The organism is Streptomyces sp. NPDC006743 (assembly GCF_040703815.1).
Taxonomy (GTDB): Bacteria; Actinomycetota; Actinomycetes; order Streptomycetales; family Streptomycetaceae; genus Streptomyces.
This window is the reverse complement of the sequence record NZ_JBEYJA010000022.1, coordinates 85,588-111,565: the sequence shown is the minus strand read 5'-3', so window position 1 is coordinate 111,565 and position 25,978 is coordinate 85,588. Positions and strand designations below refer to the sequence as shown.

26 protein-coding genes and 2 pseudogenes are annotated in these 25,978 nt (G+C 73.5%); 17 read left to right on the top strand and 11 right to left on the bottom strand.

Annotation, left to right across the window (positions count from 1 at the left end; genetic code table 11):
* Positions 1-2: 2 nt before the first annotated feature.
* Positions 3-632: a dephospho-CoA kinase gene (gene coaE / locus ABZ719_RS19925; RefSeq protein WP_366726488.1), complete on the top strand. Its 630-nt coding sequence runs from the start codon at positions 3-5 to the stop codon at positions 630-632.
* A gap of 267 nt (positions 633-899) precedes the next feature.
* Positions 900-1,280, top strand: a complete 381-nt coding sequence (locus ABZ719_RS19920) for a tetratricopeptide repeat protein (protein WP_037860714.1) — start codon at positions 900-902, stop codon at positions 1,278-1,280.
* A 75-nt stretch (positions 1,281-1,355) separates the two neighbouring features.
* Here the strand turns inward: ABZ719_RS19920 and ABZ719_RS19915 are convergent, their stop codons facing one another.
* Positions 1,356-1,622 carry a DUF6343 family protein gene (locus tag ABZ719_RS19915; protein ID WP_366726487.1) on the bottom strand — a complete coding sequence of 89 codons (267 nt, stop codon included), beginning with the start codon at positions 1,620-1,622 and terminating at the stop codon, positions 1,356-1,358.
* A 330-nt stretch (positions 1,623-1,952) separates the two neighbouring features.
* Between ABZ719_RS19915 and ABZ719_RS19910 the strand changes: the two genes are divergently transcribed.
* Complete coding sequence (locus ABZ719_RS19910) at positions 1,953-2,423, top strand: DoxX family protein (protein WP_366726486.1); 471 nt, start codon at positions 1,953-1,955, stop codon at positions 2,421-2,423.
* A gap of 383 nt (positions 2,424-2,806) precedes the next feature.
* On the opposite strand, the gene ABZ719_RS19905 is transcribed toward ABZ719_RS19910, so the two are convergent.
* Positions 2,807-3,352 carry an RNA-binding S4 domain-containing protein gene (locus tag ABZ719_RS19905; protein ID WP_366726500.1) on the bottom strand — a complete coding sequence of 182 codons (546 nt, stop codon included), beginning with the start codon at positions 3,350-3,352 and terminating at the stop codon, positions 2,807-2,809.
* 253 nt (positions 3,353-3,605) lie between these two features.
* Here ABZ719_RS19905 and ABZ719_RS19900 point away from each other — a divergent pair.
* Both ABZ719_RS19900 and pip read left to right on the top strand, forming a co-directional pair.
* Positions 3,606-4,295: pseudogene (locus tag ABZ719_RS19900) on the top strand (uracil-DNA glycosylase); the annotation flags it as partial.
* 147 nt (positions 4,296-4,442) lie between these two features.
* Complete coding sequence (gene pip, locus ABZ719_RS19895) at positions 4,443-5,411, top strand: prolyl aminopeptidase (RefSeq protein ID WP_366726485.1); 969 nt, start codon at positions 4,443-4,445, stop codon at positions 5,409-5,411.
* 26 nt (positions 5,412-5,437) lie between these two features.
* On the opposite strand, the gene ABZ719_RS19890 is transcribed toward pip, so the two are convergent.
* Entirely contained in the window at positions 5,438-5,902 is a 465-nt protein-coding gene (locus ABZ719_RS19890; protein ID WP_366726484.1) for a GNAT family N-acetyltransferase, read from the bottom strand.
* A 547-nt stretch (positions 5,903-6,449) separates the two neighbouring features.
* Here ABZ719_RS19890 and ABZ719_RS19885 point away from each other — a divergent pair.
* A complete protein-coding gene (locus ABZ719_RS19885) occupies positions 6,450-7,235 on the top strand; it encodes a nucleotidyltransferase domain-containing protein (protein ID WP_366726483.1) in 786 nt (261 codons plus the stop codon).
* A gap of 176 nt (positions 7,236-7,411) precedes the next feature.
* Positions 7,412-7,597: a hypothetical protein gene (locus ABZ719_RS19880; protein ID WP_360962722.1), complete on the top strand. Its 186-nt coding sequence runs from the start codon at positions 7,412-7,414 to the stop codon at positions 7,595-7,597.
* Positions 7,598-7,770: 173 nt separating this feature from the next.
* On the opposite strand, the gene ABZ719_RS19875 is transcribed toward ABZ719_RS19880, so the two are convergent.
* On the bottom strand, positions 7,771-8,241 hold the full coding sequence (locus tag ABZ719_RS19875; protein WP_366726499.1) for a hypothetical protein: 471 nt from the start codon (positions 8,239-8,241) through the stop codon (positions 7,771-7,773).
* A 635-nt stretch (positions 8,242-8,876) separates the two neighbouring features.
* A pseudogene (locus ABZ719_RS19870) lies at positions 8,877-9,356 on the bottom strand (ATP-binding protein); the annotation flags it as partial.
* 259 nt (positions 9,357-9,615) lie between these two features.
* On the opposite strand from ABZ719_RS19870, the gene ABZ719_RS19865 reads away from it, so the two are divergent.
* The gene (locus ABZ719_RS19865) at positions 9,616-10,476 is read left to right on the top strand and encodes a helix-turn-helix transcriptional regulator (protein WP_037860728.1); all 861 of its coding nucleotides are present in this window, start codon (positions 9,616-9,618) and stop codon (positions 10,474-10,476) included.
* Positions 10,477-10,767 carry a DUF397 domain-containing protein gene (locus ABZ719_RS19860; RefSeq protein ID WP_037860729.1) on the top strand — a complete coding sequence of 97 codons (291 nt, stop codon included), beginning with the start codon at positions 10,477-10,479 and terminating at the stop codon, positions 10,765-10,767. It abuts the gene before it with no gap.
* Positions 10,768-11,078: 311 nt separating this feature from the next.
* Here ABZ719_RS19860 and ABZ719_RS19855 read toward each other — a convergent pair whose 3' ends face one another.
* Positions 11,079-12,566 carry a glutamate synthase subunit beta gene (locus tag ABZ719_RS19855; protein WP_366726482.1) on the bottom strand — a complete coding sequence of 496 codons (1,488 nt, stop codon included), beginning with the start codon at positions 12,564-12,566 and terminating at the stop codon, positions 11,079-11,081.
* Between the two features lie 104 nt (positions 12,567-12,670).
* Entirely contained in the window at positions 12,671-13,399 is a 729-nt protein-coding gene (locus ABZ719_RS19850) for a DUF2293 domain-containing protein (RefSeq protein ID WP_366726481.1), read from the bottom strand.
* A gap of 63 nt (positions 13,400-13,462) precedes the next feature.
* On the opposite strand from ABZ719_RS19850, the gene ABZ719_RS19845 reads away from it, so the two are divergent.
* Together ABZ719_RS19845 and ABZ719_RS19840 are read left to right on the top strand one after the other, a co-directional pair.
* On the top strand, positions 13,463-14,095 hold the full coding sequence (locus ABZ719_RS19845) for a uridine kinase (RefSeq protein ID WP_366726480.1): 633 nt from the start codon (positions 13,463-13,465) through the stop codon (positions 14,093-14,095).
* A 61-nt stretch (positions 14,096-14,156) separates the two neighbouring features.
* Complete coding sequence (locus ABZ719_RS19840; protein ID WP_366726479.1) at positions 14,157-14,960, top strand: methyltransferase domain-containing protein; 804 nt, start codon at positions 14,157-14,159, stop codon at positions 14,958-14,960.
* A gap of 25 nt (positions 14,961-14,985) precedes the next feature.
* Here the strand turns inward: ABZ719_RS19840 and ABZ719_RS19835 are convergent, their stop codons facing one another.
* Positions 14,986-15,879: a PfkB family carbohydrate kinase gene (locus ABZ719_RS19835; RefSeq protein ID WP_366726498.1), complete on the bottom strand. Its 894-nt coding sequence runs from the start codon at positions 15,877-15,879 to the stop codon at positions 14,986-14,988.
* A 256-nt stretch (positions 15,880-16,135) separates the two neighbouring features.
* On the opposite strand from ABZ719_RS19835, the gene ABZ719_RS19830 reads away from it, so the two are divergent.
* Positions 16,136-16,330, top strand: coding sequence for a hypothetical protein (locus tag ABZ719_RS19830; protein ID WP_366726501.1), 195 nt, complete (start codon positions 16,136-16,138; stop codon positions 16,328-16,330).
* A gap of 19 nt (positions 16,331-16,349) precedes the next feature.
* Here ABZ719_RS19830 and ABZ719_RS19825 read toward each other — a convergent pair whose 3' ends face one another.
* Complete coding sequence (locus ABZ719_RS19825) at positions 16,350-17,255, bottom strand: pseudouridine-5'-phosphate glycosidase (protein WP_366726478.1); 906 nt, start codon at positions 17,253-17,255, stop codon at positions 16,350-16,352.
* Between the two features lie 99 nt (positions 17,256-17,354).
* Here ABZ719_RS19825 and ABZ719_RS19820 point away from each other — a divergent pair, with 99 nt between their 5' ends.
* On the top strand, positions 17,355-17,783 hold the full coding sequence (locus ABZ719_RS19820) for a VOC family protein (protein ID WP_366726477.1): 429 nt from the start codon (positions 17,355-17,357) through the stop codon (positions 17,781-17,783).
* Between the two features lie 27 nt (positions 17,784-17,810).
* On the opposite strand, the gene ABZ719_RS19815 is transcribed toward ABZ719_RS19820, so the two are convergent.
* Together ABZ719_RS19815 and ABZ719_RS19810 are read right to left on the bottom strand one after the other, a co-directional pair.
* The gene (locus tag ABZ719_RS19815; protein WP_366726476.1) at positions 17,811-18,383 is read right to left on the bottom strand and encodes a methylated-DNA--[protein]-cysteine S-methyltransferase; all 573 of its coding nucleotides are present in this window, start codon (positions 18,381-18,383) and stop codon (positions 17,811-17,813) included.
* A 170-nt stretch (positions 18,384-18,553) separates the two neighbouring features.
* Positions 18,554-19,426, bottom strand: a complete 873-nt coding sequence (locus ABZ719_RS19810) for a glycerophosphodiester phosphodiesterase family protein (protein ID WP_366726475.1) — start codon at positions 19,424-19,426, stop codon at positions 18,554-18,556.
* A 318-nt stretch (positions 19,427-19,744) separates the two neighbouring features.
* On the opposite strand from ABZ719_RS19810, the gene ABZ719_RS19805 reads away from it, so the two are divergent.
* The 4 genes from ABZ719_RS19805 to ABZ719_RS19790 all read left to right on the top strand — a co-directional run bounded on the left by ABZ719_RS19805 (position 19,745) and on the right by ABZ719_RS19790 (position 25,736).
* Positions 19,745-20,614 carry an MHYT domain-containing protein gene (locus tag ABZ719_RS19805; protein ID WP_366726474.1) on the top strand — a complete coding sequence of 290 codons (870 nt, stop codon included), beginning with the start codon at positions 19,745-19,747 and terminating at the stop codon, positions 20,612-20,614.
* Between the two features lie 40 nt (positions 20,615-20,654).
* Complete coding sequence (gene uvrB / locus ABZ719_RS19800; protein ID WP_366726473.1) at positions 20,655-22,802, top strand: excinuclease ABC subunit UvrB; 2,148 nt, start codon at positions 20,655-20,657, stop codon at positions 22,800-22,802.
* Positions 22,803-23,043: 241 nt separating this feature from the next.
* Positions 23,044-23,622 carry a TerD family protein gene (locus tag ABZ719_RS19795; protein WP_037860746.1) on the top strand — a complete coding sequence of 193 codons (579 nt, stop codon included), beginning with the start codon at positions 23,044-23,046 and terminating at the stop codon, positions 23,620-23,622.
* A gap of 53 nt (positions 23,623-23,675) precedes the next feature.
* The gene (locus tag ABZ719_RS19790) at positions 23,676-25,736 is read left to right on the top strand and encodes a TerD family protein (protein ID WP_366726472.1); all 2,061 of its coding nucleotides are present in this window, start codon (positions 23,676-23,678) and stop codon (positions 25,734-25,736) included.
* The last annotated feature ends 242 nt before the right edge of the window (positions 25,737-25,978 follow it).

The window sequence follows — 25,978 nt, the reverse complement described above, 5'->3', positions numbered from 1 at the left end:
ACATGCTGAAGGTAGGCCTGACCGGGGGCATCGGAGCCGGTAAGAGCGAGGTGTCACGGCTGCTCGTGGAGTGCGGCGCGGTGCTGATCGACGCCGACCGCATCGCGCGCGAGGTGGTCGCCCCGGGCACACCCGGCCTGGCCGCGGTCGTCGACGCCTTCGGCGAGGAGGTACTCGCCGCGGACGGCAGCCTGGACCGCCCCCGTCTGGGAGCCGTCGTCTTCGCCGACCCCGAGCGGCTCGCCGTGCTGAACAAGATCGTGCACCCCCTGGTGGGCGCCCGTTCCCGCCGGCTCGAAGAGGCCGCCGACGAGGACGCCGTCGTGGTCCACGACGTCCCGCTCCTCACCGAGAACGGCCTCGCACCGCTGTACGACGTCGTGATCGTCGTCGACGCGAGCCCCGAGACCCAGCTCGACCGGCTCGTACGGCTGCGCGGCATGACCGAGGACGACGCACGCGCCCGCATGGCCGCCCAGGCCACCCGGGACGCGCGCCTGGAGATCGCCGACATCGTCATCGACAACGACGTCCCGCTGGAGCGGCTCCGGCAGCGGGTCCGGGAGGTCTGGACGGAACTGGCCCGCCGGGCCCACGACCCGCGCCGCCCGTCCGCGAAGACCCAGGGATAGGTTCGCGGAGACATCCACGGACATGCCCTGGAGGGACCGAGGGAGAGGTCCGGCCCCGACCGTCCGCGGACACCCGGGGCCGGGCCGCCAGAGGAACCCAGGGACGGGCCCCCCCGGGGGTGCGGTGCGCGGGGCGCCCGACGGCCGCACGTACGGCCGTACGCCAGGGCCGGTGCCTGCCTGTGCCGCGCCCCACCCCGGGTGCCCGCCGGAATACGGTTGTCCGGCCGGGGCGTTGAACCCTTCCAGCAAGGGAAGGACTTTGCCGTGCCCGAGACCAGCGGTTCCCCCGGACGTACTCCGGAGACGCATGTCATCGACTTCCGTGCCGCCGAACAGCTGCTCGCCGCGCGGGACCCACGGGGCGCGGTGAAGCTGCTCGACGGAGTCATCGCCGCGCACCCCGAGAACACGGCGGCCCGGCTGCTGCGCGCCCGCGCGTTCTTCGCCGCCGCACAACTGAGACCCGCCGAGCTGGAGTTCACCATCGTCCTGGAGCGGGAACCGGACAACGCGTTCGCGCACTTCGCGCTGGCCCGCACCTACGAGCGACAGGGCCGTGCCGACCTGGCCAAGCGTCACTTCCGGCTGGCGGCCGCGCTGGACCCGAACCCCGAATACCTTCAGCGCGCCAAGTTCGACACCTGACCGACCGGCCCGACGCGCCACCGCGCGTCCCGCCGGATCCGCCGCCGTGCCTTCGTACCGCGGCGCCTCGGGCGGCTACCCGTCCCGCCCCTCCGGTGGCCGGTACGGCGGGACGTCACGGCCCGGCTGGTAGTGCGGGCCCTGCCGCAGATGCCGCACGATGATCGCGAAGTCGACGGCGATCACCAGCCACAGCACACCGCACGCCGCCGCCCACCCGGGCCGGCCGAGCAGTACGAACACGGCGGTGCCGAACACCGCCCAGGCCAGCCCCCACAGGCTCAGCCAGAAACGCGCCCGCAGAGCACTGCGCGCGGTCGTCGGTTCACTGCCGGTACGCATCACCGCTCACCACTTCTCCTTGCAACGTACTCTTCCGCGGGGCGTTCACCAAAGGGAGCACCGGCGGCCCGCCCCGCTCGCCGGGGCCCCGCCACCGGGGCTCACTCGGCCGGGTGAACTGTGCCAGGCCGCGGAACGGCGGTGCGGACGCGGCCCGTTGTAGGGATGGACGGGCCGGGCGGGGCCGGCCCGAGGACCGACCCGTGGCTCCCCTGGGGACGTGGTGCGGCCGGCGCCCGAGGAACAGGCCGGACGGCGATGAGTTCCGCCACGGAGACCGGTCTTCCTTCTGTACAGCAGCCCGCTGACCGCTTCCCGCAGGAGACCCCCATGCCCGAGACCGTCGCCGCCCCCGCAGCCGCCCGCCTCTCCCCGGCCCCGTCCACCGCCGCGGGCGGCGCACCCGGTGCCCGCGGCCGCCGCGCCCGCGCCGTGGCCCTGCGCGCCGTCCAGGTGCTGCTCGCGCTCTTCTACGCCTTCGCGAGCGCCCTTCCCAAGCTCATCGCGCACCCTTCGGCCGTCGAATCGTTCGACCGGATGGGCTGGGGCAGCGCGGGCATGTACGTCATCGGCGCACTGGAACTGGCCGGCGCGGTCGCCCTGCTGGTCCCGGTGCTGCAGTCGGTCGCGGCGCTGGCCCTCGGGGCGCTGATGGTGGGCGCGTTCGTCGTCCAGCTCACCGTCTTCGACGGGCAGAACGCGGCCACGCCGGTCGTGCTGATCGTCCCGCTCCTCCTCATAGCGTGGGCCCGGCGGGGCGCCACCGCGCGCCTGCTGCGGCCGGCCCGCCGGCAGCACTGAACCCGCCACCGCGCCAGGCCGCCGGCGCAGCGGGCACCGGCCGCGCTGCCGCCCGGGCGGCCATGGGGCCACCGGGGCGGCGCGGCGCCGCATTGTCGACATGGCGACGCCGGACCGTGGCGGCGCTGGGCCATGGTCGCTCCGGGGCCGTGGCGGTGGCGCTGATCCGCGGTGGCTCCGGGGCCGTGGCGGTGGCGCTGATCCGTGGTGGCTCCGGGACCGTAGTGGTGGAGCCGGGCCGTGTTGGCTCCGCGGCCGTGAGGGGTGGTGGTGCTGGGCCGTGGTGGCGGCGCCGGGCCGTCAGGGCGTCGCTTGCGTCGTCGTGCGCCGGGCGGCCGTGGCGGGATTCGGCCGGTCTCCACGGCCGCGGTGCGCCGGACGGACTACCGGCTTCGCGGTCGGCCCGCCGGTCCGCTCGGCCCGTCCAGGCCGCCCATGTCGCGGAGGCGCTCCAGCTCGCGACGGTCCCGCTTCGTCGGACGCCCGGCACCGCGGTCGCGGACACCGGCGGGAGCGACGGCCTCGCGGGGCGGAGGCGGCGGCGAGTTGTCGACGTAGCACTGGACGGCGACGGGCGCGCCGACCCGTTTGCGGATCAGCCGCGTGACGACGACGATCCGCTCCCGGCCCTCGCCGCGCAGGCGGACCTCGTCGCCGATCCGGACGGAGTGCGCGGGCTTGACCCGCTCGCCGTTCACGCGGACGTGGCCGCCACGGCAGGCCGTCGCGCCGACCGAGCGGGTCTTCACCAGGCGGACGGCCCAGATCCAGCTGTCGATCCGCACGGTCTCACCGGGCCCCGGACCGGCGGCCTCGGCGGCGGCGACGGCGGCGGCGACCTTGGGATCCGTCCCGGCGGTGCCCTTCGGCTCCGCCGCACCACCGGCGCCGGCCCCGGTGGCCTCGGCACCACCGCTCTTCGGATCAATGGCCGCACCGGTCTTCGGATCCGTGGCGGCACCGGTGTCACCGGTCGTGGCGATCGCCGTGTCACGGGCCTTCGCGTCCGCGGCGCCGCCGGCCGCCGCCTCGTCCGCTGCCGCGGCCGACCGGGGGGAGGCCCCTCGCGGCCGTCCGCCCCCGCCGCCCCTGCCCTGGTCGCGGTCCATGTCGTCTCCCGAAGCCATGGTCCCGACCTTAGTCTCCCGGACCCACCGTCCCGCACGAAATTACGGTGGAGGCATGGACACCAGCAGCCTTGCCGTTCTCGACCAGCGGATCACCCGGTGCCGGGCCTGCCCGCGCCTGGTGACCTGGCGCGAGGAGATCGCCCGCACCAAACGGGCCGCGTTCGCCGACTGGACGTACTGGGGCCGCCCCGTGCCGGGCTTCGGGCCACCGGACGCACGGCTGCTGATCGTCGGGCTCGCACCGGCCGCGCACGGCGGCAACCGCACCGGCCGCATGTTCACCGGGGACCGCTCCGGTGACGTCCTCTACGCGGCACTCCACGACGTCGGGCTGGCCTCCCAGCCGACCTCCGTCTCGGCCGACGACGGCCTGGAACTGTACGGCGTGCGCATCACCTCGCCCGTGCACTGCGCCCCGCCCGCCAACAAACCGACGCCCGGCGAGCGGGACACCTGCCGGCCCTGGCTGGTCCAGGAACTGCACCTTCTGCGGCCCACCCTCCGGGCGGTCGTGGTGCTCGGGGCGTTCGGCTGGCAGGCCGCGCTGCCCGCCTTCACCGAGGCGGGCTGGACCGTGCCGCGTCCCCGCCCCCCCTTCGCCCACGGCGCCCACGTGGCGCTCGACGGACTCGACCTCTTCGGCTGCTTCCACGTGAGCCAGCGCAACACCTTCACCGGCCGGCTCACCCCCGGAATGCTCCGGTACGTCCTGCGGACGGCGGCACGAGCGGCGGGACTGCCGACCACCCCGGTGCCGGCCACACCCTCGGCCGGGACCGGGACCGGGACCGGAGCCGGAACGGGGGCCGGGGCCGGGGACGCGGACAAGGAGGGGGACGCGGCGGAAAACGGCGGGACGGGCCCATAGCCCGGCGGCTAGGGTGCGCCGATGCCCTTGTATCCGGAGATCGAACCGTACGACCACGGCCTGCTCGACGTCGGTGACAGCAACCGCCTGTACTGGGAGGTCTGCGGCAACCCGCACGGCAAGCCGGCGCTGATGCTGCACGGCGGTCCGGGCTCCGGCTGCACCCCGGGCCACCGGCGTTACTGCGATCCCGCCCGCTACCGGATCGTGGTGCTCGACCAGCGCGGCTGCGGACGCTCCACACCGCACGCGAGCGCGTACGACACCGACATGCGCGTCAACACGACCGCGCACGTGCTGGCCGACCTGGAACTGCTGCGCCGGCACCTGGGCATCGAACGGTGGCTGGTGTGGGGCGCCTCGTGGGGGGCGGTGCTGGCGCTGCGATACGCCCAGACCCGTCCCGGTGCGGTCTCCGAGCTGGTCCTGACCGGTATCGCGACCGGTTCGAACGCCGAGGTGGCCCTGCTGACCCATGGTCTGGGCAGGATCTTCCCCGACGCCTTCGCCCGCTTCCTGGCCGCACTGCCCGAGCACGCCGACCGCACCGGCAACCTCGCCGCGGCCTTCAACCGGCTGATCGAGTCGCCCGACCCGGCGGTACGGGAACGGGCGGCACGCGCCTGGACCGACTGGGAGACGGCGATCATCCCCGCACCGCCGCGCTCCGTCGCGCGCTACGAGGACCCGGCGTTCCGCATGGCCTTCGCCCGCACGGTGACGCACTACTTCGGCAACGACCACTTCCTCGGCGCGGGGAACGACGAGGGCGTCGTGCTGCGCGACGCCCCCTTGCTGCGAGGCATCCCCGGCACCCTGGTGCAGGGCAGCCTCGACCTCGGCAACCTCCTCGGCACGCCCTGGCGCCTGCACCGGGCCTGGCCGGACAGCGAACTGGTGATCGTCGATCAGGCGGGGCACAACGCGGCGGCGCCCGGCGTGGTGGACGCGCTGGTCGCGGCCACGGACCGGTACGGCACCGGCGACTGACGGAACGGACCGCGGGACCGGCCGCCTCACGGGCGCCAGACGTACCGTACGTCCGGCTCCCGTTCCTCGTTCCCGCTGCCGTCGGTGTACTCGGCGGCGACGAAGCCGTGCCGCTCGTAGAAACGGTGGGCGGGCTCGTTGACCTGGAAGGTCCACAGCGTCAGCCCCCGCGGGACGCGCTCCTTGGCCAGGGCGACGAACCGGTCGCCCAACCCCCGCCCCCGCCACCCCGGTTCGAGGTAGAGCTGGGACAACTCGTCGCCGTCGAGCACCATGACCCCGACGACACCGGCCCCGCCGCGGTCGTCGGCCACCCAGGTCTCCCGGAAGGGCACCACCACGTCCCGGAAGTAGGCGCGCACCTCGTCGTCGGAGTGCGGCCGTACGACCGTCGGCAGCGCGGCGGCGAAGGACCGCAGCCAGACGCCGGCCGCGGCTGTGGCATCGGGAGCGCCGGCCCGCCGCAGCTCCACGGAGTCCGCCGCGCTCATGCGCCGTGTCCCTGTCCCGCGGCCCCCGCGTCGCTCGCCGGCCCGTGCGCCGGGCCGCCGCCCACCGCGCGGAGCCGCTCAGGGAGATGGGCGGTCACCTGCTCGGCCCGGCGCGTGGGAGCACCCGCTCCGACGAGGCCGCCCCCGGCGCCGGCGTCCCACGGAACGGATCCGGCGTGGAAGGCCGGCTCCGTGAGCGCCCCGGCGACGGAGACGTGCGGGTGCCGGGGCGGCGGACAGGGGCGGGATGCTGTGATGTGCTGGATCAACGAGGCTCCTGGATCGGTCGGTTGGCGGCGGCGGGCGACGGACGACCCGCCGATGATGCGCGTCCGGGGACGCGGCCGCACCCGAATTTCCCGCGAACCGACGCTCCCCGGTGGCCGTGGACAAGGACCGGCGCCGGGGAGCGGCCGGCATCGGGAATCGGTAGTCGCCGGGGAACGGCAGGCGTCGGGCGATCGGCAGGGCGTCGGGCGGTCGGCGGGCGTCGGGAAACGGCGTGCGCCGGGGGACTAGAAGACGGAGAACGGAGAACAAGGTGCATATGGAGCTTTCGGACGAGGTCTTTCTCGACACCACCGCGGACCGCCTCGCCGCGCTCCCGGGCGTCCGGGCCGTGGCCCTGGGCGGCTCGCGCGCCCAGGGCACCCACCGGTCCGACAGCGACTGGGACCTCGCGGTCTACTACCGCGGGCATTTCGACCCCGCCGACCTGCGGGCCGTGGGCTGGCCGGGCGAAGTCTCCGAGATCGGAGGCTGGGGCGGCGGCGTCTTCAACGGCGGCGCGTGGCTGACCGTCGACGGGCGCCACGTCGACGTCCACTACCGCGACCTGGACGTCGTGGAACACGAATGGACCGAGGCGGAGGAGGGCCGGTTCCGGGTGGAGCCGCTGCTCTTCCACCTCGCCGGGATCCCGAGCTACCTGGTGGTGGCGGAACTCGCGGTCAACCGGGTGCTGCGCGGCGAGCTGCGGCAGCCGGCGGCGTACCCGGAGAAGCTGCGCCGGACGGCGCCCGGACACTGGTACGGCCTGGCCACCGCAACTCTCGGCTACGCGAAGGACGCACACGCCGCCAAGGGCGCGCTCGTCCAGACCGCCGGTGCGATCGCCCTCGCCGCGACCCAGACGGCCCACGCGGTGCTGGCCGCGCGGGGAGAGTGGGTCACCAACGACAAGGGGCTGGTCGCCCGCGCGGGCCTGGGTCGCGTCGACGGCATCCTCACCGGCCTGGCGGCCTCTCCCGCGGCGCTGAGACGGGCCGTCGCCGAGGCCGGACACGTCCTCGGCGACGCGGTGGGCGCCCGGCCAAAAGACACGAACGTGTGAACACGAACGGTGCACGGAGCGGAGCGGAAGGTGATCGTCTGGGCCGAAAGTGTGAGGTGAGACCCACTTTTGGCGTTGAACTCGTGTCAACTACGTCTCAGTACCGTCACTGGGCGAGGCGTTCACCCCATGCTTGGCGTTTAACTCTAGGAGTACAGCTCAACAGGAGGTGCAGGGTGAACGGGCGAACGGTGCTCGAGCGCTTTCCCGCCGGTGGTCCGCGCGGATCGTGGCCGGCGGAGGAGTTCGCGTATGCGCGGCGTCTGGAGGGCCTGCCCGCCGAGGTCGTGATGGACCTCGCGACGGACACATTCCTGGTGATCGTCAGGGGCGCCGAGGGTGGCGGTGACGTGACCGCCTGACCCTGGACGCGTACCCCGGCGTGAGGGCGCGACCGTCTGAATCCGGCGGTGCGGGCGCGACCGTGTGGAGCCGGCGCGCGTCCGCACGCGGGCGCCTGCCGCAGGGCGCGCGGGCGTGCCGGGAGGCGCGTGGTGGCGCGAGGGCGTGCGGACGCCCGTCGCGGGGTGGCCGCTCAGGCGCTGACGGGGCGGGACCAGGCCGGGGTCGTGCCCGTCACCCGGCACACCGCCAGGTAGAGCGGGATCGGAGGCGTGTAGGGCACCGGTCCGTCGGGGCGGTGGATGAGGGCGGGCACCCGGTCGCGTGCGGTGTCCGGCAGGACCGCGCCGGTCGCATAGTGCGCGGCGGCCGGCCAGCGGAGCGCGTAGTCGGAGTCCGACGGCACGATCCACCACCAGTGCGTCGCGTCGGCGTAGACACAGCCCACCCGTGGCAGCCGGGGCATCAGCTGGGGGCCGAAGCGGGCGGGAACCGCCACCGCGTCACAGCCCAGCGGAACGGTCATGCCCTCGGGGAGGGCCAGCCGGAGCGGCGGACCGGACCGGTCCGGACTGCCGGGTGCGGCGGGCGTACGCGTCGCGCGCCCGAGGCGTACGAGGGTGTCCAGGCTGGTCACCCGACCGGAGCCGGAAGCACCGCTCACAGCCATACGGCCCCCGTTCCATGAGGTTCCTGCGGTCGTGTTCCCTGTGATGCCTGCGGGAAGTGGGGTGCCTGCGCCGGATGCGCGGGATGCGGCCCGTGCGATCCATGGGAGCCATGCGGACCGTGCGGTGCGACATGCGGGGCTTGGGGTGCATAGGAACTCTGAGGTCCATGCGCTCCGTGCATCCCGTGCGGTGGCTGCGGGGCGTGCGACAGGTGGGGGCTGTGGCCGTGCGGAACGTGCGGGCTCTGTTGGTCGTGCGGGACGTAGGGCGGGTGCGCCCCCGCCCCCTGCGTCTGTCCCACGAGCCCTGCCTGCCCCGCCTGCGCCGTCTTCCGGGTCTCCCGTGCCGCCCGGGGGTCGTCCTCGTGGCCGGGCTGGCGGGCCGGTGCCGGCTTGGGACGGGCTCCCCAGCCGAGGTCCCCGCGAACCTCCCGTACGTCTTCCCGTAGGTCCTGCGATTCTCGTACGTCCTGCGTTTCCCGGACGTTCTGCGCTTCCCCCGCTCCGTGCGGGCCCGGTACCGCGCCGGGCGCGGCGTCCGGGAGTCCCGCCGGTGCCGGGACTCCGTGCGGTGCCGGGAGTTCCTGCGCGTCCGGCAGGCCGTCGCCCGGCTCCGCCGGACCGGTCGCGCGGGGCAGCTCGGCCCACACCACCAGCCCGGGGCCCTGCTCCTGCGCACCCCAGGCGTGACACAGGGCCTCGACGAGAAGCAGGCCCCTGCCGTGCTCCTCCTCCGGCCGCTGCGGCGACGGGTGGGGCTCACCCGGGGCGCAGCCCTCGTCACGCACGGATATGCGCACCAGGTCGTCACCGTCGAGCAGCTCGCAGACGATCTGGTTGCTCGCCGTGTGCACGATGGCGTTGGTGACCAGCTCGGAGACGACCAGGGCCGCGGTGTCGCAGGTGTCCTCGCACACCGACCAGCCGGTCAGCCGGCGTCTGGTCAGTCGTCTGGCCTGTGCGGGGGAACCCGGATGTGCGGCCAGTTCGAAACGGAACCGGCGCTCGGCAACGGCCCCGGTGGGGCCCGCTCCCGTGGCGGCGCCGGGGGCGAGGAGGCCCGCGGCGGCGTCTGTTCCTAAGGGCGGGGACGGAATCACGCTTGCCACTATCTCCCCGCCGTGAACACTTGGCAAGTGTCACTATGAAAAATGCAGAGTGCTGTGTGACGCGGTGAGGGGCCGTGGCACACTGCTCGCAACAGCATGTCGCGCGGCGCCAGTTGAGATCGTCCGAGGATCCGCCCGGGTCTTCGAATGAATCTTCGAATGGCGCCGCAGGCCTGTCGGGATTCTTCAGGGCCGTCCGGGCCCGTCGCGGGTCCGCGGACCCGTAGGAGCCCTCGGAACTTCTCAGGTGAGGTGGAGTGTGAGCGAACCGCGGTCCGCGCCGACGGTCGGCCAGGTCGTGCTCGGCCGACGCCTGCTCGACCTGCGGGAACGCGCGGGACTCAAGCGTGAGGAAGCGGCTCGCATCCTCCGCGTCGCCCCCGCCACCGTCCGCAGGATGGAGATGGCCGAGGTCGCCCTCAAGATCCCCTACCTGCAACTGCTGCTGAAGGCGTACGGCATCCCGGACGACGAGGCCGAGGCCTTCGTGCAACTGGCCGAGGACGCCAACCGGCCCGGCTGGTGGCAGCGGTTCCACGACATCCTGCCGGGCTGGTTCTCGATGTACGTCAGCCTGGAGGGTGCCGCCGCGCTCATCCGCTCCTACGAACCGCACTTCGTGCCCGGACTCCTCCAGACCGAGGACTACGCGCGCGGAGTGCTCACCTCGGGCGCCATAGGACAGACCAGCCCCGAGGACATCGAGCGCCATGTCGCGCTCCGCATGCAACGCCAGGACCTGCTCACCCGTCCCGACGCGCCCCGGTTCTGGGTCGTCCTGGACGAGACCGCGCTGCGCCGCCCGGTCGGCGGCCCGGAGGTGATGCGTGCCCAGATCGACAGATTGCTCGACGCCACGAAGCTGCCCAACGTGACGCTGCAGGTCGCCCCGTTCTCCTCGGGGCCGCATCCCGGCACGTACGGGCCCTTCGTGCTGTTCCGATTCGCCATGCCCGAACTGCCGGACATGGTCTACAGCGAGTACCTGACCGGTGCCGTCTACCTGGACGCGCGCAGCGAGGTGGCGACCCACCTCGAGGTCATGGACCGCATGGCGGCGCAGGCCGCTACGGCACATCGCACGAAGGAGATCCTCCGGGATCTCCGCAAGGAGCTGTGAATGGATCGCATCACGTCCCAGCCCTCGCCGAGCCGTCGCGGCCGGCGGCTCCGCGGCGAGCGGATCTACAACGGCATGCCGGCCAGGGAACTGGGCAGTGAAGGCTGGCACAAGCCGTGGAGCGGCGGTAACGGGGGCAACTGCCTGGAGGCGATGAAGCTGGCCGACGGCCGGATCGCGGTGCGCCAGTCGACCGACCCGGACGGGCCGGCCCTCATCTACACCACCGACGAGATGACCGCCTTCATCGAAGGCGCCAAGGCGGGGGTGGCCGACTTCCTGCTCTCCTGACCGGCGTACACCGGTCTTCTTGCTCGACTTCCTAATTTTGGTACGGACTTGAACATGTCGGACCCCGGCGGCTTCGACAGCCCCTACGCCCCCGATGACCCCTACGATCCCGATGGCTCATACGACCCCGATGGCTCATACGACTCCGGCAACTCCTACGGCTCCTGCGGCTCCGACGGCGTCAGCCGCTCATGGAGCGCCGCATGAGCTGACCTGGGCCGGACTGCCTGAGCCGTCCTGACCCGCACCTGGGCTGACGTGACCGTCACCGGCCGCCGGATCGCGCGCGCCGGTGACGGACTGCACCCCGCCTACACCGCCATGGGGCGGTCGTAGGGCCCGATCGGTGCCGGAAGGTGTGAACTGCCCGTCAGGTACCGGTCGACCGCCGCGGCCACCGCCCGTCCCTCCGCGATGGCCCACACGATCAGCGACTGCCCGCGTGCCGCGTCCCCGGCCGCGAACACGCCGGGGACAGCGGTCGCGAAGTCGGGGCCCCGCACGACGGTGCCCCGCGGCGCGAGTTCGATCCCCAGTTGGTCCACGAGGCCGTCCTCCCGGTCAGGTCCGGAGAAACCGAGCGCGAGCAGCACCAGATCGGCCGGCAGCGTGCGCTCGGTGCCCGGCAACGGGCGTCGCCGCGCGTCCACTTCGGTCAGGTGCAGCTCGCGCACGTGCCCTTGCCCGTCGCCGGTGAAGCGGAGCGTGGACGCCGCGAACAGACGTGCGTCCGCGTCCGCGGCGGGCGCCGTCCGCAGCGCACCGGCCTCCTCGTGCGCGGCCGAGAGCCGGTAGAGCTTCGGGTAGGTCGGCCACGGCTCGCTCTCCTCGTCGCGCTCCGTGCCGGGCTGGGCGTAGATGTCCAGCTGGGTCACGGACGCGGCGCCCTCGCGCACCGCCGTGCCCAGACAGTCGGCGCCGGTGTCCCCGCCGCCCACGATGACCACGTGGCGGCCCGCGGCGGACAGCGGTGAGACCCGCAGGTCGCCCTCGCACACCCGGTTGGCCAGCGGAAGGTACTCCATCGCCTGCCGTACACCGGACAACTCACGTCCCGGCACGTCGAGTTCCCGCCAGGCCGTCGCCCCGGTGGCGATCACCACCGCGTCGTAGCGCGCGCGCAACTCCGCCGCTTCGACGTCCCGCCCGACCGCGGTCGACGTACGGAACCGGGTCCCCTCGGTCCGCATCTGTTCCAGCCGGCGCTCCAGATGACGCTTCTCCATCTTGAACTCAGGGATGCCGTACCGCATCAGGCCGCCGAGCCGGTCGTCCTTCTCGTACACGGCGACGGTGTGTCCCGCGCGGGTGAGCTGCTGGGCCGCGGCGAGTCCGGCCGGCCCCGAGCCGATCACCGCCACCGTCCGCCCCGACAGCCGGTCCGGCGGCCGCGGCGGGGTGAAACCTTCCTCCCAGGCGCGGTCGGCGATGGCGCACTCGACGTTCTTGATGGTGACGGCCGGCTGGTTGATGGCGAGCACGCACCCCGCCTCGCAGGGCGCCGGGCACAACCGCCCGGTGAACTCGGGGAAGTTGTTCGTCGCGTGCAGCCGGTCACTCGCCGCCCGCCAGTCCTCCCTGGCGACCAGGTCGTTCCACTCGGGGATCAGATTGCCCAGCGGACAGGCGTCATGGCAGAACGGGACTCCGCAGTCCATGCACCGATCGGCCTGCCGGCTGATGATCGGCAGCAGCGCGCCCGGGACGTACACCTCGTCCCAGTCGCCCACCCGTTCCCGGACCGGCCTGCGGGGCCACTCCTCGCGGGGCGTGTTCATGAAACCCTTGGGATCGGCCATGGCCGTCTCCCTTGTGATCGGGCGGCCTTCCCGCCACGGGCGGCACTCCTGCGGCCACGATACGTCGCCCCGGCCGCACGCGCAGAGTGCGCGGGCCCTCCCTCTCAGGCCGCGCGTCCCACGCCGTCCCCCTCCTCCCGCTCCTGCCGCCACGCCCGCAGCACCGACTCCACGGCGTCCGCCGTGCGCCGACGCGCCTCGTGCCGTGCCACTTTCTCCATCAGCAGCCGGTCGTAGGGGGTGTCCAGATGCCGGACCGAGGCCCGCACCGCGCAGAGCACCGCGCCCTCGGACAGCGCCCGGCCCGCCGCGCTGCGCCCGACCCGGCCGCTGCCGCGCGCCGAGGCGTGCGCCGCGATCGCGTGCGCACGCCCGGCCGGACAGCCGGGGAACAGCCGCCGGATCTCCGCCGCGAACGCCTCCGTGAACCGTACGTCCTGCGCCGCCCGCAGCCGCGCGTCCCGGGCCCGCCGCCGCCGACGTGCCTCGGCGTCCGCCAGGCACCGCTCCTCCGCCCGGGCGAGAGCCGCCTCCTCCACGAGGAGTCCCTGCCGTTCGTACCGGCCGCGGCGCCGGCTGAACCGCACCACCACCGCCGACAGCGTGCTCTCCGCACGCGCCCTGCGGGTCAGCGCGGTGTCGCCGCGCGGCAGGAACAGCAGGTGACCGAGGTCGGCACAGTCCAGACAGCGGGGCCGCCCCTCCTCCAGGACGAGCAGGGACAGGGGCCCGCGGCGGCATGCGGCGCAGTGCTTCTTCCGCAGCGGCTGGACGACGAGGAGCCCCGGCGTGAGCGGGGCGGCCGTGGGTGGGGGAGGCGGAGTGCGGCCCATGGGAGGTTCATTCCCGTAGCGGCCCCCGGCCACCCGCCCGGCCGCCTGCCGCATCATGACCCTGTGCGACTCGAAGCGATCACCTGGGAACGACTCGGCGACCTCCTGGTCGAACGGCTGCTCGACCTGGAACCGGGCGACGGCGGAGCCTGGCCCCGCGTCGCCTTCGACGGTGCTCCCGCCGCCCGCCCGGGCGACCTGGCCGAACGCGTCAGCGAGACGCTGCGGGTGCGCGGCAGACCGTCCCTCGTCGTCGGCACCGAGGGGTTCCTGCGCCCGGCCTCCCTCCGGCTCGAACACGGCCACCGGGACGTGGACTCGTACTACGACGGCTGGCTCGACACGGGCGCCCTCTGGCGCGAGGTCTTCGGCCCGCTCGAACCTGGCGGGGACGGCCGGGTCCTGCCGGACCTGTGGGACCCGGGCACCGACCGGGCCACCCGCAGCTCCCGCGTCCGGCTCCCGCCCGGCGGGCTGCTGTTGCTGCACGGTCCCCTGCTGCTGCGGCACTGGTTCCCGTTCGACCTGAGCGTCCACGTCCTCCTCTCGCCGGGCGCCCTGCGCCGCCGCACGCCGGAGGCGGAGCACTGGACGCTGCCCGCCTTCGAACGCTACGAGGCCGAGACCGACCCGGCCGCCACGGCGGACGTCCTGGTCCGCGCCGACGACCCTCGCCACCCGGCCTGGAACGGCTGACCGCCTCGGCCCCGACCGGGCGGCGTTCGTCCGTTCGACGGTGCGGCGGCATGATCGGTGTATGACACACGGCGACGGTTACCTCCTCGACAACCGGCAGACCGAGGCGGGGGAGCGGTTCGACGCCTTCGCCCACCTCTTCGACCCCACGACCTTCCGGCACCTCGACGCGCTCGGCGCGCGGCGCGGGTGGCGGTGCTGGGAGGTCGGCGCGGGCGGCACGTCCGTCGTCTCCTGGCTGGCCGGCCGCGTCGGTCCCACCGGCCAGGTCGTCGCGACCGACATCGACACCACCCGGCTCGCCGCAGCCGCCCGGCCGCCGGTCGAGGTGCGGGTGCACGACGTCGGTGCCGAGGAACCGCCGGGGGAGGGCTTCGACCTGGTGCACGCCCGGCTCGTCCTGGTCCACGTGCCCGACCGGCACAAGGCGCTGCGGTCGATGATCGCGGCGCTGCGCCCCGGCGGACGGCTGCTGCTGGAGGACGCCGACCCCGCGTTGCAGCCGCTGCTCTGTCCCGACGAACACGGTCCCGCCGAGGAACTGGCGAACCGGCTGCGGCGCGGGTTCCGCCGGCTGCTCGCCGACCGCGGAGCCGATCTGTCGTACGGGCGCACGCTCCCGCGTCTGCTGCGCGAGGCGGGGCTGCACCAGGTCGAGGCCGACGCCTACTTCCCGGTCACCTCGGCCGCCTGCGCCGCCCTGGAGTCCGCCACGGTCCGTCAGATCCGTGACCGGCTCGTCGCCGCGGGCCTGGCCACCGACGAGGAGATCGACCGCCACCTCGCCAATGTCGCCACCGGCACCATGGACCTGGCCACGGCCCCGATGTTCTCGGCCTGGGGCCGGAAAGACCGGAAAGAGTAGAGGCCGGGCCCCGAGGACCGGGTCGTCAGGGAGCCCGCCGCGGAGGTCTCCCGCCCACGCGCGTCACCGCCAGCGCACCCGCACCGCACCCGGCCGCCGCCGCGGCCTCCGGCCCGGCGCCGCCGACCAGCGCGGCGAGGAAGGCGCCGGTGAACGCGTCACCGGCGCCCGTGGTGTCCAGCGGCACCGCCGGCCGGCCCCGCACCCTGGCGCGCACGGCGCCCGAGCGGGCCACGAGCGCGCCGTCCCGGCCGTGTTTCACCACCACCAGCGGGAACCGCCGGCTCAGCTCGGCCGCGGCGTCCGCCGGATCGGACAGCCCTGTGAGCAGACACGCCTCGTCGCGGCTGGGCAGCAGGACGTCCACCCCTCCGGTCAGCGCCAGGAACCGGTCCACGCCCAGCGACGCCAGGAAACCCGCGGAGGCCGGATCCAGGCTCACCGGCACGCCACGCGCGCGTGCCGCCGCGACGGCCACCGCCACGAAGGCCCGGCCCGGCCGGGAGAACAGCAGGTAACCCGACAGATGCAGTCGGGCCGCCCCGTCGAGCAGGCCGTCCGACCAGTCGCCGGGCTCCAGCCGCAGCGACGCTCCGCTGTCCGTGAGGAACGTCCGCTCGGCCGCTGCCGCGTCGTCGACCAGAGCGACCACCGTGCCGGTCGGTGCGCAGGGGTCCACCACGAGCCGGGGAAGCACGCCCGAAGCGATCAGCTCCCGTTCGTGCCAGGCGGCCGCGTCCGCGCCGACCCGGCCGAGCAGCATCACCCGCGGGCACCCGTGATGCGCTGCCCAGCAGGCCACGTTCGCCCCCGCGCCGCCCGGCACCAGCAGGATCGCGGCGGCCGTGTCGGTGCCGGGTGCGAGCGGCCCCCGGTGCCGTGCGACGACGTCCGTCACCACGTCCCCGACCACCAGCAGCGCACCGTCCCCGGCGCCGCCCGCCGCCCCCGCGCCCGTGGCAGGCCCCGTACGGGACCAAGCGGCAGGCCGCCCCGTACCGTCTGCCGGGGCAGACCCCGCGAAGGCGCCGGTGCCGCGCCCTGTGCCCGAGCCCGCGGCCGGAACCGCCTCGCAGCCTCCGGCCGGGGCTGCCTCGGCGCCCGTGGCCGAAGTTGTCTCGCAGCCCGTGCCCGACCCTGGGTTCGAGCCCGCGGCTGGAGCTGCTTCGGCGCCCGTGACCGGAGCTGCCTCGCAGCCCGAGCCGGGCCTCGTGTCCGAGGCCGCGGTCGGAACCGCCTCCCAGCCCCCGGCCGGGGTTGTCTCGCAGCGTGCCCCCGGAACCGCCTCCCAGCCCCCGGTGGCCCCGGTCGCCACCGCCGTCGCCGCCACCCCCGTTGCCGCCACCGTTCCCGCCTTCGGCGTCCGCTGACTGCCGGCGAGGCCCGTCGTCACACCCGGGCCCAGGCGGCGGCGATGCGGACGGCCAGCCGGACGTTGCCGCGCACGGCCGACAGATTGGCCCGGAGCGAAGCACCGTCCGTGTGCCGCACGAGGAAGTCGAGCAGGAACGGCGTGACCGCCTGCCCGGTGATGCCCTGCTCCTCGCACGCGTGCAGGGCGTCGGCGAGCACGCGCGCGTGCAGCGCGGGGTCCAGCTGTTCCTCCCGGGGCACCGGGTTGGCGACGATCAGCGCGGACTCGGGCGTGCGCAGCACGTTCTGCGCGCGCATGACCTCGGCCACCTCCTCGGGCGAGCGCAGGGTCCAGTCCACCGGCTGCCCGGAGTCCGACAGATAGAAGCCGGGGAAGCGGTCCGTGCCGTAGCCCGCCACCGTGACGCCCAGTGTCTCCAGCCGCTGCAGGGTCGCGGGCACGTCGAGGATCGACTTCACCCCGGCGCACACCACCGTGATCCGCGTGCGCGCGAGCAGGCCCAGGTCGGCGGACTCGTCCTGGGTCACCGTCCACTGCCGGTGCACCCCGCCCAGCCCGCCGGTCGCGAAGACGCGGACGCCCGCGAGCGCGGCCAGCAGCGCCGTCGCCGAGACGGTCGTCGCCCCGCTCGCCCCCGCGGCCACGGCCGGCGGCAGGTCGCGGTGGCCCAGCTTGCGCATCCCCTCCTCGTTCGCGACCCGCTCCAACTGCTCCTTGTCCAGACCGACACGCGGCCGCCCGTCCAGCACGGCGATCGTCGCCGGTACGGCGCCCTCCTGCCGGACCGCCTCCTCCAGCTCCAGCGCCACCTGGAGATTGCGCGGGCGGCGCAGCCCGTGCGCGATGATCGTCGACTCCAGGGCCACCACGGGGCGTCGCCCGGCGAGCGCTTCCCGTACCTCCTCGGACACCACCAGCACGTGCCTGCCTCCCGTCTGCCGCTCTCCTCTCATCTCTGGCGGGCGCCGGCCCCGGTCAAACCCTTGCGGCCCGGCGGGCGCGGCACCAGCCTGAGAACCATGACGGACCACACCCCACGTCTCGACCACGTCGTCCTCTGGGTGCGCGACCCGCTCGCGGCGGCCGGCTTCTACGAGAAGACGGTCGGCCTGGAGCCGCTGCGAGTCACCGAGTTCGCGGCGGGCGAGGCGCCCTTCCCCTCCGTACGCCTCAACGACGAGACGATCTTCGACCTCGCGCCGCTGGACCTCGTGCCGCGCATGAACATGCTTCCCGGTGCGGCCGGCAGCGCGGGCCACCCGGTGAACCACGTCTGCCTGTCCTTGCCGGCCGACGCCTTCGACGCCCTGCGCTCCCGCCTGGAGGAGGGTGACGTACCCGTGTCCGGCATCTCCGAGGACTCCTACGGCGCCCGCGGAGCGGCCCGGCGCAGCTTCTACTTCCGCGACCCGGACGGGAACGTCTTCGAGGCCCGGCACTACGACTGAACCCACCCGCGCCCTGCCCGGCCCGCCTCAGAACAGCGGCTCGGGCAGCACGCCCTCCAGCGCGAGCAGCGCGCGCTTGGTCTCCATGCCGCCGCCGAAGCCGCCTATGCCGCCGTCGTTCTCGACGACCCGGTGGCACGGGACCACGACCGGCAGCGGGTTGGAACCCATCGCCACGCCCACCGCCTGGGCCGCGCCGGGCCGGCCGACCCGCCCGGCCAGCTCGCCGTACCCGACGACCGTGCCGTACGGCACGGTCGCGGCGAGTTCGCGCAGCGCCTGCCCGTTGAAGCCGGCTCTCCCCGAGAGCAGGGACCAGTCCAGCGGCAGTTCGAAGTCCCGCCGCTCGCTCGCGAAATAGGCCTCCAGCTGGCGTGCGGCCTCCGCCAGCAGCGGCGAGCCGGGCGCCTCGACGGGCTCGGTGCCCAGCCGTGACGCGAGCCGGGCCAGTGCCCGGTCGCGGACCGCGTCGGTGGCGTGGAACACGACGTTGACCAGGCCCTCGCGGGTCGCCGCCAGCAGCAGGGGGCCGATGCCGCTGCCGACCACGGCCCACACGACCCGCGGTCCGCTGTGCTCGTCCTGCTCGTGGTTGTCCATGCCGACCACCGTACGGCCCGCCACTGACAACGCCCCCGGCCTGCGCGTTCGCTGCCGAGTGCCGAGTGCCGAGTGCCGAGTGCCGAGTGCCGAGTGCCGGGCGCCGAGTGCCGAGTGCCGAGTGCCGGGTGCCGGGTGCCGGGGTCCGTCCCGGCCGGTCGCGGCCGGGCTCAGGGAGCGTCCAGGGCGGTGCGCACGACGTCCGGTTTGTTGGAGATGATGCCGTCGACGCCGTACCCCGAGACGGTCCGGGCGCGAGGGGCGTCGTCGACCGTCCACGTGAACACCTTCAGCGGTCCGCCGTGCGGGCCGGTGACCGCGTGGACGTCGGCGACGTAGGCCGCGGTCACCGTGGTCCAGGAGGGGTTGATCAGGTCGGCGAACCCCGCGTACCGGCGCAGGTCCGCCGTCGCCGGCCGGCCGAGGAAGGCGGTCCTGACCGCGGGCTCCAGGCGGTGCACCGTGCGGACGCTGTCCGCGCTGAAGCTCTGCACGATCAGTCGGTCCGCCAGGTGCCGGTGGTCGAGCCAGCCCACGGCGCGGAGCACGTTCAGGGTCTGGCGCTCGATGCCGGGGTACAGCTGCGGGTTCTTGACCTCCAGGAGCAGCTTCTCGTGGTTGTGCTCCACCCGGCGCATGTACTCCCGCAGCGTCGGCACGCGCGTGCCCGCGTAGGCGGGGGAGAACCAGCTTCCCGCGTCCAGACGGGCGATCTCGGCGGCGGTGAAGTCCTTCACCTTCCACGGTGCCCGGCCGGGGAAGACCTGCTCGACGTCGGTGGTGCGCCGCAGGCTGTCGTCGTGGAGGACGACGAGTTCGCCGTCCTTCGTGCGCTGCACGTCGTTCTCCACCCAGCGCAGGCCGAGGGCGGCCGCCTTGTCGATGGAGGGCAGCGTGTTCTCCGGGGTGTAGCCGGCGGCGCCCCGGTGACCGACGACCAGCGGCCGCTCGTGACTGCCTGCCGCCCGGACCTCGGCGGTGGGCGACAGGGCCACGGCTCCCAGAAGTGCGGTGGTCGTGGCGGCGATCGCGCGCGCGTGCATGCGGACTCCTCACATGATCCGATCGCTTACAGTGCAAGATTGACAGCAGAAGGTCACCATGTGGGGACGTCAGCGGGGCGTCACGCGATCGAGGGAGTCGCCGAGGGGCCGCTCACCGCTGCCGCACGGGGCGCGGGGGTGCTTTCCGGGAGGCGGTGCTTCACATTGGGGAAGGGTCGTGCTTCTTTGCCGGAAAATCGTTCGACCATTCCGCCGGCAGTCATACTCTCTGCGTCGACGCCGACCGCGGGGGCGGTCACGAGGCGGGGGCGACTTCACCACATTCCGGGACTCAACAGGGCGGAAGGGCAACCGCGCATGCACGGCACGGTCGACGGATTCAGCTACGGGATCGTCACCCCCCTGGTGGCCTGTCTCATGGCCTGCCTGGGCGGGGCGCTCGGCCTGCGCTGCACCACCCGCGCCCTGCTCGTCGCCCACTCCTGGCGCCCCGGCTGGCTGGCCCTGGGCTCGGCGGCCATCGGCTCGGGCATCTGGACCATGCACTTCGTGGCGATGATGGGGTTCACCGTCCAGGGGGCGCCGATCCACTACGACAGGCCGACGACCTACGCGAGCCTGGCCCTCGCCATCGTCATGGTGGGCGTCGGCATCTTCATCGTCGGCTACAAGGGCGCGACCGGGTCGGCGCTGTTCACCGGAGGCACGGTCACCGGACTGGGCGTCGCCTCGATGCACTACCTGGGCATGGCCGGGATGCAGTTCGGCGGCACCTTCGAGTACAACACCCTCACCGTCGCCGCCTCGGTCGTCATAGCGGTCGTCGCGGCGACCGCGGCGCTGTGGGCGGCCGGGCAGGTCCGGGGGTTCCTCTGGAGCGTCGGCGCGAGCCTCGTCATGGGTCTGGCCGTCAGCGGCATGCACTACACGGGCATGGCGGCGCTCACCGTGCACCTGCACGGCACGGACGGCGGCGCCGTCCCCGGCGAGTCACCGGCGGCGCTGCTCGCCCCCATGCTCGTCGGTCCGCTCGCCTTCCTGCTCCTGGCCGGGGTCGTCGTCATGCGCGATCCGCTGATGGTCATGGGCAAAGCGGACTGGGTCCCCGTCGAGCACAAACCGGGCGTACCGGCCCGCGAACTCGTCGGCCACTCCGCCCGGCACCCGGCCGCCGACGCCCACCGCGCCCCCGCGGGGGGCGGGTGGCGCACCCCGCAGAACCGCTGATCGGTCCCCGTTGTCAGTGGCGGGTCGTACGGTGGATGACATGCGGCCCGTTTCCCAGATCGAACGCACGGTGGCGCCCTTCGAGGTCGTCAGCCCCTACCAGCCCAGCGGCGACCAGCCGCAGGCCATCGCCGAGCTGGCCCGGCGCGTCCGGGCGGGCGAGAAGGACGTCGTCCTGCTCGGCGCCACCGGCACCGGCAAGTCCGCCACCACGGCGTGGATGATCGAGAAGCTCCAGCGCCCGACGCTCGTGATGGCCCCCAACAAGACCCTGGCCGCGCAGCTGGCGAACGAGTTCCGCGAGCTGCTCCCCAACAACGCGGTCGAGTACTTCGTCTCGTACTACGACTACTACCAGCCCGAGGCCTACGTCCCGCAGTCGGACACCTACATCGAGAAGGACTCCTCGATCAACGAGGAGGTGGAGCGGCTGCGGCACTCCGCGACCAACTCGCTCCTCACCCGCCGTGACGTCGTGGTGGTCGCCTCCGTCTCCTGCATCTACGGCCTCGGCACACCGCAGGAGTACGTCGACCGCATGGTCCCCCTCCGGGTCGGCGACGAGATGGACCGCGACGAGATGCTCCGCCGCTTCGTCGACATCCAGTACACCCGCAACGACCTGGCCTTCACCCGGGGCACCTTCCGGGTCCGCGGCGACACCATCGAGATCTTCCCGGTCTACGAGGAGCTGGCCGTCCGCATCGAGATGTTCGGCGACGAGATCGAGGCGCTGTCCACCCTGCACCCGATCACCGGCGAGATCATCAGCGACGACCAGCAGCTCTACATCTTCCCCGCCTCGCACTACGTCGCCGGCCCCGAGCGCATGGAGCGCGCCGTCCGGGGCATCGAGGAGGAGCTGAAGGAGCGGCTGGCCGAGCTGGAGAAGCAGGGCAAGCTGCTGGAGGCCCAGCGGCTGCGGATGCGCACCACGTACGACATCGAGATGCTCCGCCAGATCGGCACCTGCTCGGGCGTGGAGAACTACTCGATGCACTTCGACGACCGTGCGCCGGGCACCCCGCCCAACACCCTGCTGGACTACTTCCCGGACGACTTCCTCCTCGTCATCGACGAGTCGCACGTGACCGTGCCCCAGATCGGCGCGATGTACGAGGGCGACGCCTCCCGCAAGCGCACCCTGGTCGAGCACGGCTTCCGGCTGCCCTCCGCCCTGGACAACCGCCCGCTGAAGTGGGAGGAGTTCCAGGAGCGCATCGGGCAGACGGTGTACCTGTCCGCGACCCCGGGGCAGTACGAGCTGTCGCGCTCGGACGGCCAGGTCGAGCAGATCATCCGCCCCACCGGCCTCGTCGACCCGGAGGTCGTCGTCAAGCCCACCGAGGGCCAGATCGACGACCTGGTGCACGAGATCCGCAAGCGCACCGAGAAGGACGAGCGCGTCCTGGTCACCACGCTCACCAAGAAGATGGCCGAGGATCTCACGGACTACTTCCTGGAACTGGGCATCCAGGTGCGCTACCTGCACAGCGACGTCGACACCCTGCGCCGTATCGAGCTGCTGCGCGAACTGCGCTCCGGCGAGTACGACGTCCTGGTCGGCATCAACCTGCTGCGCGAGGGCCTCGACCTGCCCGAGGTCTCCCTGGTGGCGATTCTCGACGCCGACAAGGAGGGCTTCCTGCGCTCGGGCACCTCGCTCATCCAGACCATCGGCCGCGCGGCGCGCAACGTCTCCGGACAGGTCCACATGTACGCCGACAAGATCACCCCGGCGATGGAGAAGGCCATCGAGGAGACCAACCGCCGCCGCGAGAAGCAGATCGCCTACAACAAGGCGCGCGGCATCGATCCCCAGCCGCTGCGCAAGAAGATCAACGACATCGTCGCCCAGATCGCCCGCGAGGAGGTCGACACCGAGCAGCTGCTCGGCACCGGCTACCGCAAGGGCAAGGACGGCAAGGGCGCCAAGGCCCCCGTTCCGGCCCTCGGCGACCAGGCCGTCAAGGGTGCCAAGGCCGGCAAGCCCGCCAAGGGCAAGGCGAAGGAGACGGTGCCCACCGATCGCCCCGCGGCCCAGCTAGCCGAGCAGATCGAGCAGATGACCGAGCGGATGCGCGCGGCCGCCGCCGAGCTGCAGTTCGAGGTGGCGGCCCGGCTGCGCGACGAGGTCTCCGAGATGAAGAAGGAACTGCGCCAGATGCGCGAGGCCGGCCTGGCCTGACCGGGCGGCGGCCGCCCCAGGGGCGCGGATGTGGGCGTGGGCGCGGCTCCGGAAACGGACACGGATGACGGACGCGGATGTCCGGGAGGGAACACCTCCCGGACATCCGCACCTGCGCTGTGTTGCAAGACCGACACAAAGTACGCACCGGAGTGCGGCGATGTCAGTGCCCCTGCGTAGGGTTCTGATCAACCGCGCGAATCCGCGGTAACAGGGGAGCAGTCCGAGAGGGGAATCAGCCGTGACCGTCAACTTGACCAAGGGTCAGGCCATCAGTCTGCAGAAGAACGACGGAGGCAGCCTGACCGCGGTCCGTATGGGTCTCGGCTGGCAGGCGGCCCCGCGCCGCGGCCTGTTCGGCTCCCGCACGCGCGAGATCGACCTCGACGCCTCGGCGGTGCTGTTCGCCGAGAAGAACCCGGTCGACGTCGTCTTCTTCCGGCACCTGGTGAGCGACGACGGTTCCGTGCGCCACACCGGCGACAACCTGGTCGGCGGGGTCGGCCAGGGCGGGGACGACGAGGCGATCCTGGTCGACCTGCAGCGCGTCCCGGTCCACATCGACCAGATCGTCTTCACCGTGAACTCCTTCACGGGCCAGACCTTCCAGGAGGTCCAGAACGCCTTCTGCCGTCTGGTGGACGAGACCAACGGCCAGGAACTGGCCCGCTACACCCTCGCGGGCGGCGGCAACTACACGGCCCAGCTCATGGCGAAGGTGCACCGCGCGGGCACCGGCTGGACGATGACGGCCCTCGGCGTCCCGGCCAACGGCCGCACCTTCCAGGACCTGATGCCCGCGATCCTGCCGCACCTGTAGGACGGTACGGCGAGCAGCGGCACGAGCGGGGCACGGCCCAGGGGGAGAAGGCGATGACGGCCGAGCTGGTGCGGGGGCAGAACCACCCGCTCTCCGAGACCCGCCTGGAAGTGCGGGTCTCGGCCGGAACGCCGGTGGTGGCCCTGGCCACGGCCGGCGACGCGAACGGCACGGTCGCGGGCAGTGCCGGGGTGGCCCACCCCGGCGCCCCGGTGCTGCCCGGCCTGGAAGTCCCCCGGCAGGCGGCCGCCGACCACCGGCTCGCCGTCGACCTGGACGCGCTGCCGGAAGCGGTCCACCGCGTGAGCGTGCTCCTCACCCTGCCCGGTGGCGGCCGGGGGCCGGCCAGGTTCGGAGCGGTCGCCGCCCCCTTCGTGGCCGTCACCGGCCTGGACGGCACCGAACTCGTCAGCTACACCCTCACCGGGCTGGGCGCCGAGTCGGCCGTGATCGCCCTGGAGCTGTACCGCCGGCAGGGCGCCTGGAAGGTGCGTGCCGTCGGGCAGGGCTACTCCGGCGGCCTGGCCGAACTCCTCACCGACCAGGGACTCGCGCAGGCCCGCGGGCTGGCGGACGCCGTCGAAGCGGCGGTGAGCCGGGGGCAGGCCCGTTCAGTGGCGGCCCCTCCGCCGCGCGCCGCGGACGGTGATCGTTCCCGGCAGGCGACCGCACCGGCCCCCGGCCCGGCCCCGGGGGACCCCGCGGCCTCCCCGGCCGCCACGAGTCCCGTACCGGCGCCTTCCGGGACCCCGTACGGGGACCGGGCACCCGGCGCCCCCGCGCAGCCGCCGTACCCGGACGGTGCCCCGCCGCCGCGAGCCGGCCAGGACGGCGGCACGACGCCCCGGCCCGACGCGGCCCCCCAGCCGACGGCTCCCGCCGGCCCCGGCGGTCCCGTCGACTACAGCCACCCCCGGCGGCAGACGACGGCCCCGCCGCCACCGGCACCCGCCGCGCCCTGCGCCGCACCGGGCCGGCCCGCCTCGCCCGTCGCGGGGGACGCGACCGGCTGGTCCATGGAGGAACGGCTCTACAACCAGGTCTGGGGCATGTTCGAGGACCTGGCCCGCACCACCGCCGCCTACCGCAGCGCTGTCGACTTCGCCGACGCCCGCAGGGAGAAGGAGCTGGACCAGGTCCTGTCCGACCCGCGCAGTCGCCTCAGCGGCCAGGGCGACGCCGCTCGGGAGGCGGCGCGCGTCCGGCACACCGAACTGGTCGAACAGGCCAGGGCCGCCCTCGACCGCGACCTCGCCCAGCTGACCGCCGAGTCCGAGGTGGTCGAGCCCGCGCTGCCTCCCGCGTACGCCGGCTGGGACAGCCCCGTCTGGCACGGGTACCGGGTGCCGATGGAGATGCCGATGGCCGTGCGGCTCGGCGACCTCTGCCTGCCCGAGGCGCCCTCCCTGCGCATCCCCATGCTGGTCCGGCTGCCGCTGGAGCGCGGACTGTGGATCGACAGCGGTCGTTCCGGAGGATCGGGCGGCGCGTTCACCGACGAGGCGGAAGCCGGGCGGCCGGCGATGGAGGCGGCCGTGGCGCACGCGGCCCGGCTGCTCGCCGTCCACCCGGCAGGCGAGTTCGGTGTCCACGTCATCGATCCCGCGGGTTCCGCGGCGGGAACGCTCGCGCCGCTGGTACGGACAGGTGTGCTCGCCACGCCGCCCGCGCCCGGCGCCGCCGGGGTCGCGGACGTGCTGGGCCGCCTCACCCAGAGGGTCGACCTGGTGCAGATGGCGGTGCGCGCCGGTGCTCCCGACTCGCTGCCGCCGGATCTCGACACGGCTGAGCAGCTCCTGATCGTCAACGACTTCCCGCACGGCTTCGACGACCGGGCCGTGACCCAGCTGCGCTACCTGGCGGACGAGGGCCCGGCGGTCGGTGTCCATCTGATGGTGGTCGCGGACCGGGAGGACGCCGCCGCCTACGGTCCGCTGCTCGATCCCCTGTGGCGTTCGCTGATGCGCCTCACCCCGGTACCCGACGACCACCTCGCCGACCCCTGGGTCGGCCACGCCTGGACGTACGAACCGCCACTCGTGCCGCCCGGCAGCCAGGTGGTCGAGCAGGTGCTCACCCGCGTCGCCGCGGCCCGCCGCGACGGGCACCGGTGACGTCCGACCACCGGGCAGATCAGCGTCAAGGAGAAGTAAAGTCCCTCTGATCAGGGAGTTTGATCTTTTCTTTGCCTTCCACTTTACCTTTCCTTGGTGATTCGGGTACTGTTTTCCGTACGGAGAGGAGTACTCCCTGTCTGCTGCGGCGTACCCGTCAATACGGATCCGACCGGATCCCGGGGCGCCGGCCCGTCCCGGGTGGAAGAGACCTCCGGCAGCGACGACGCTGACTCATCTGC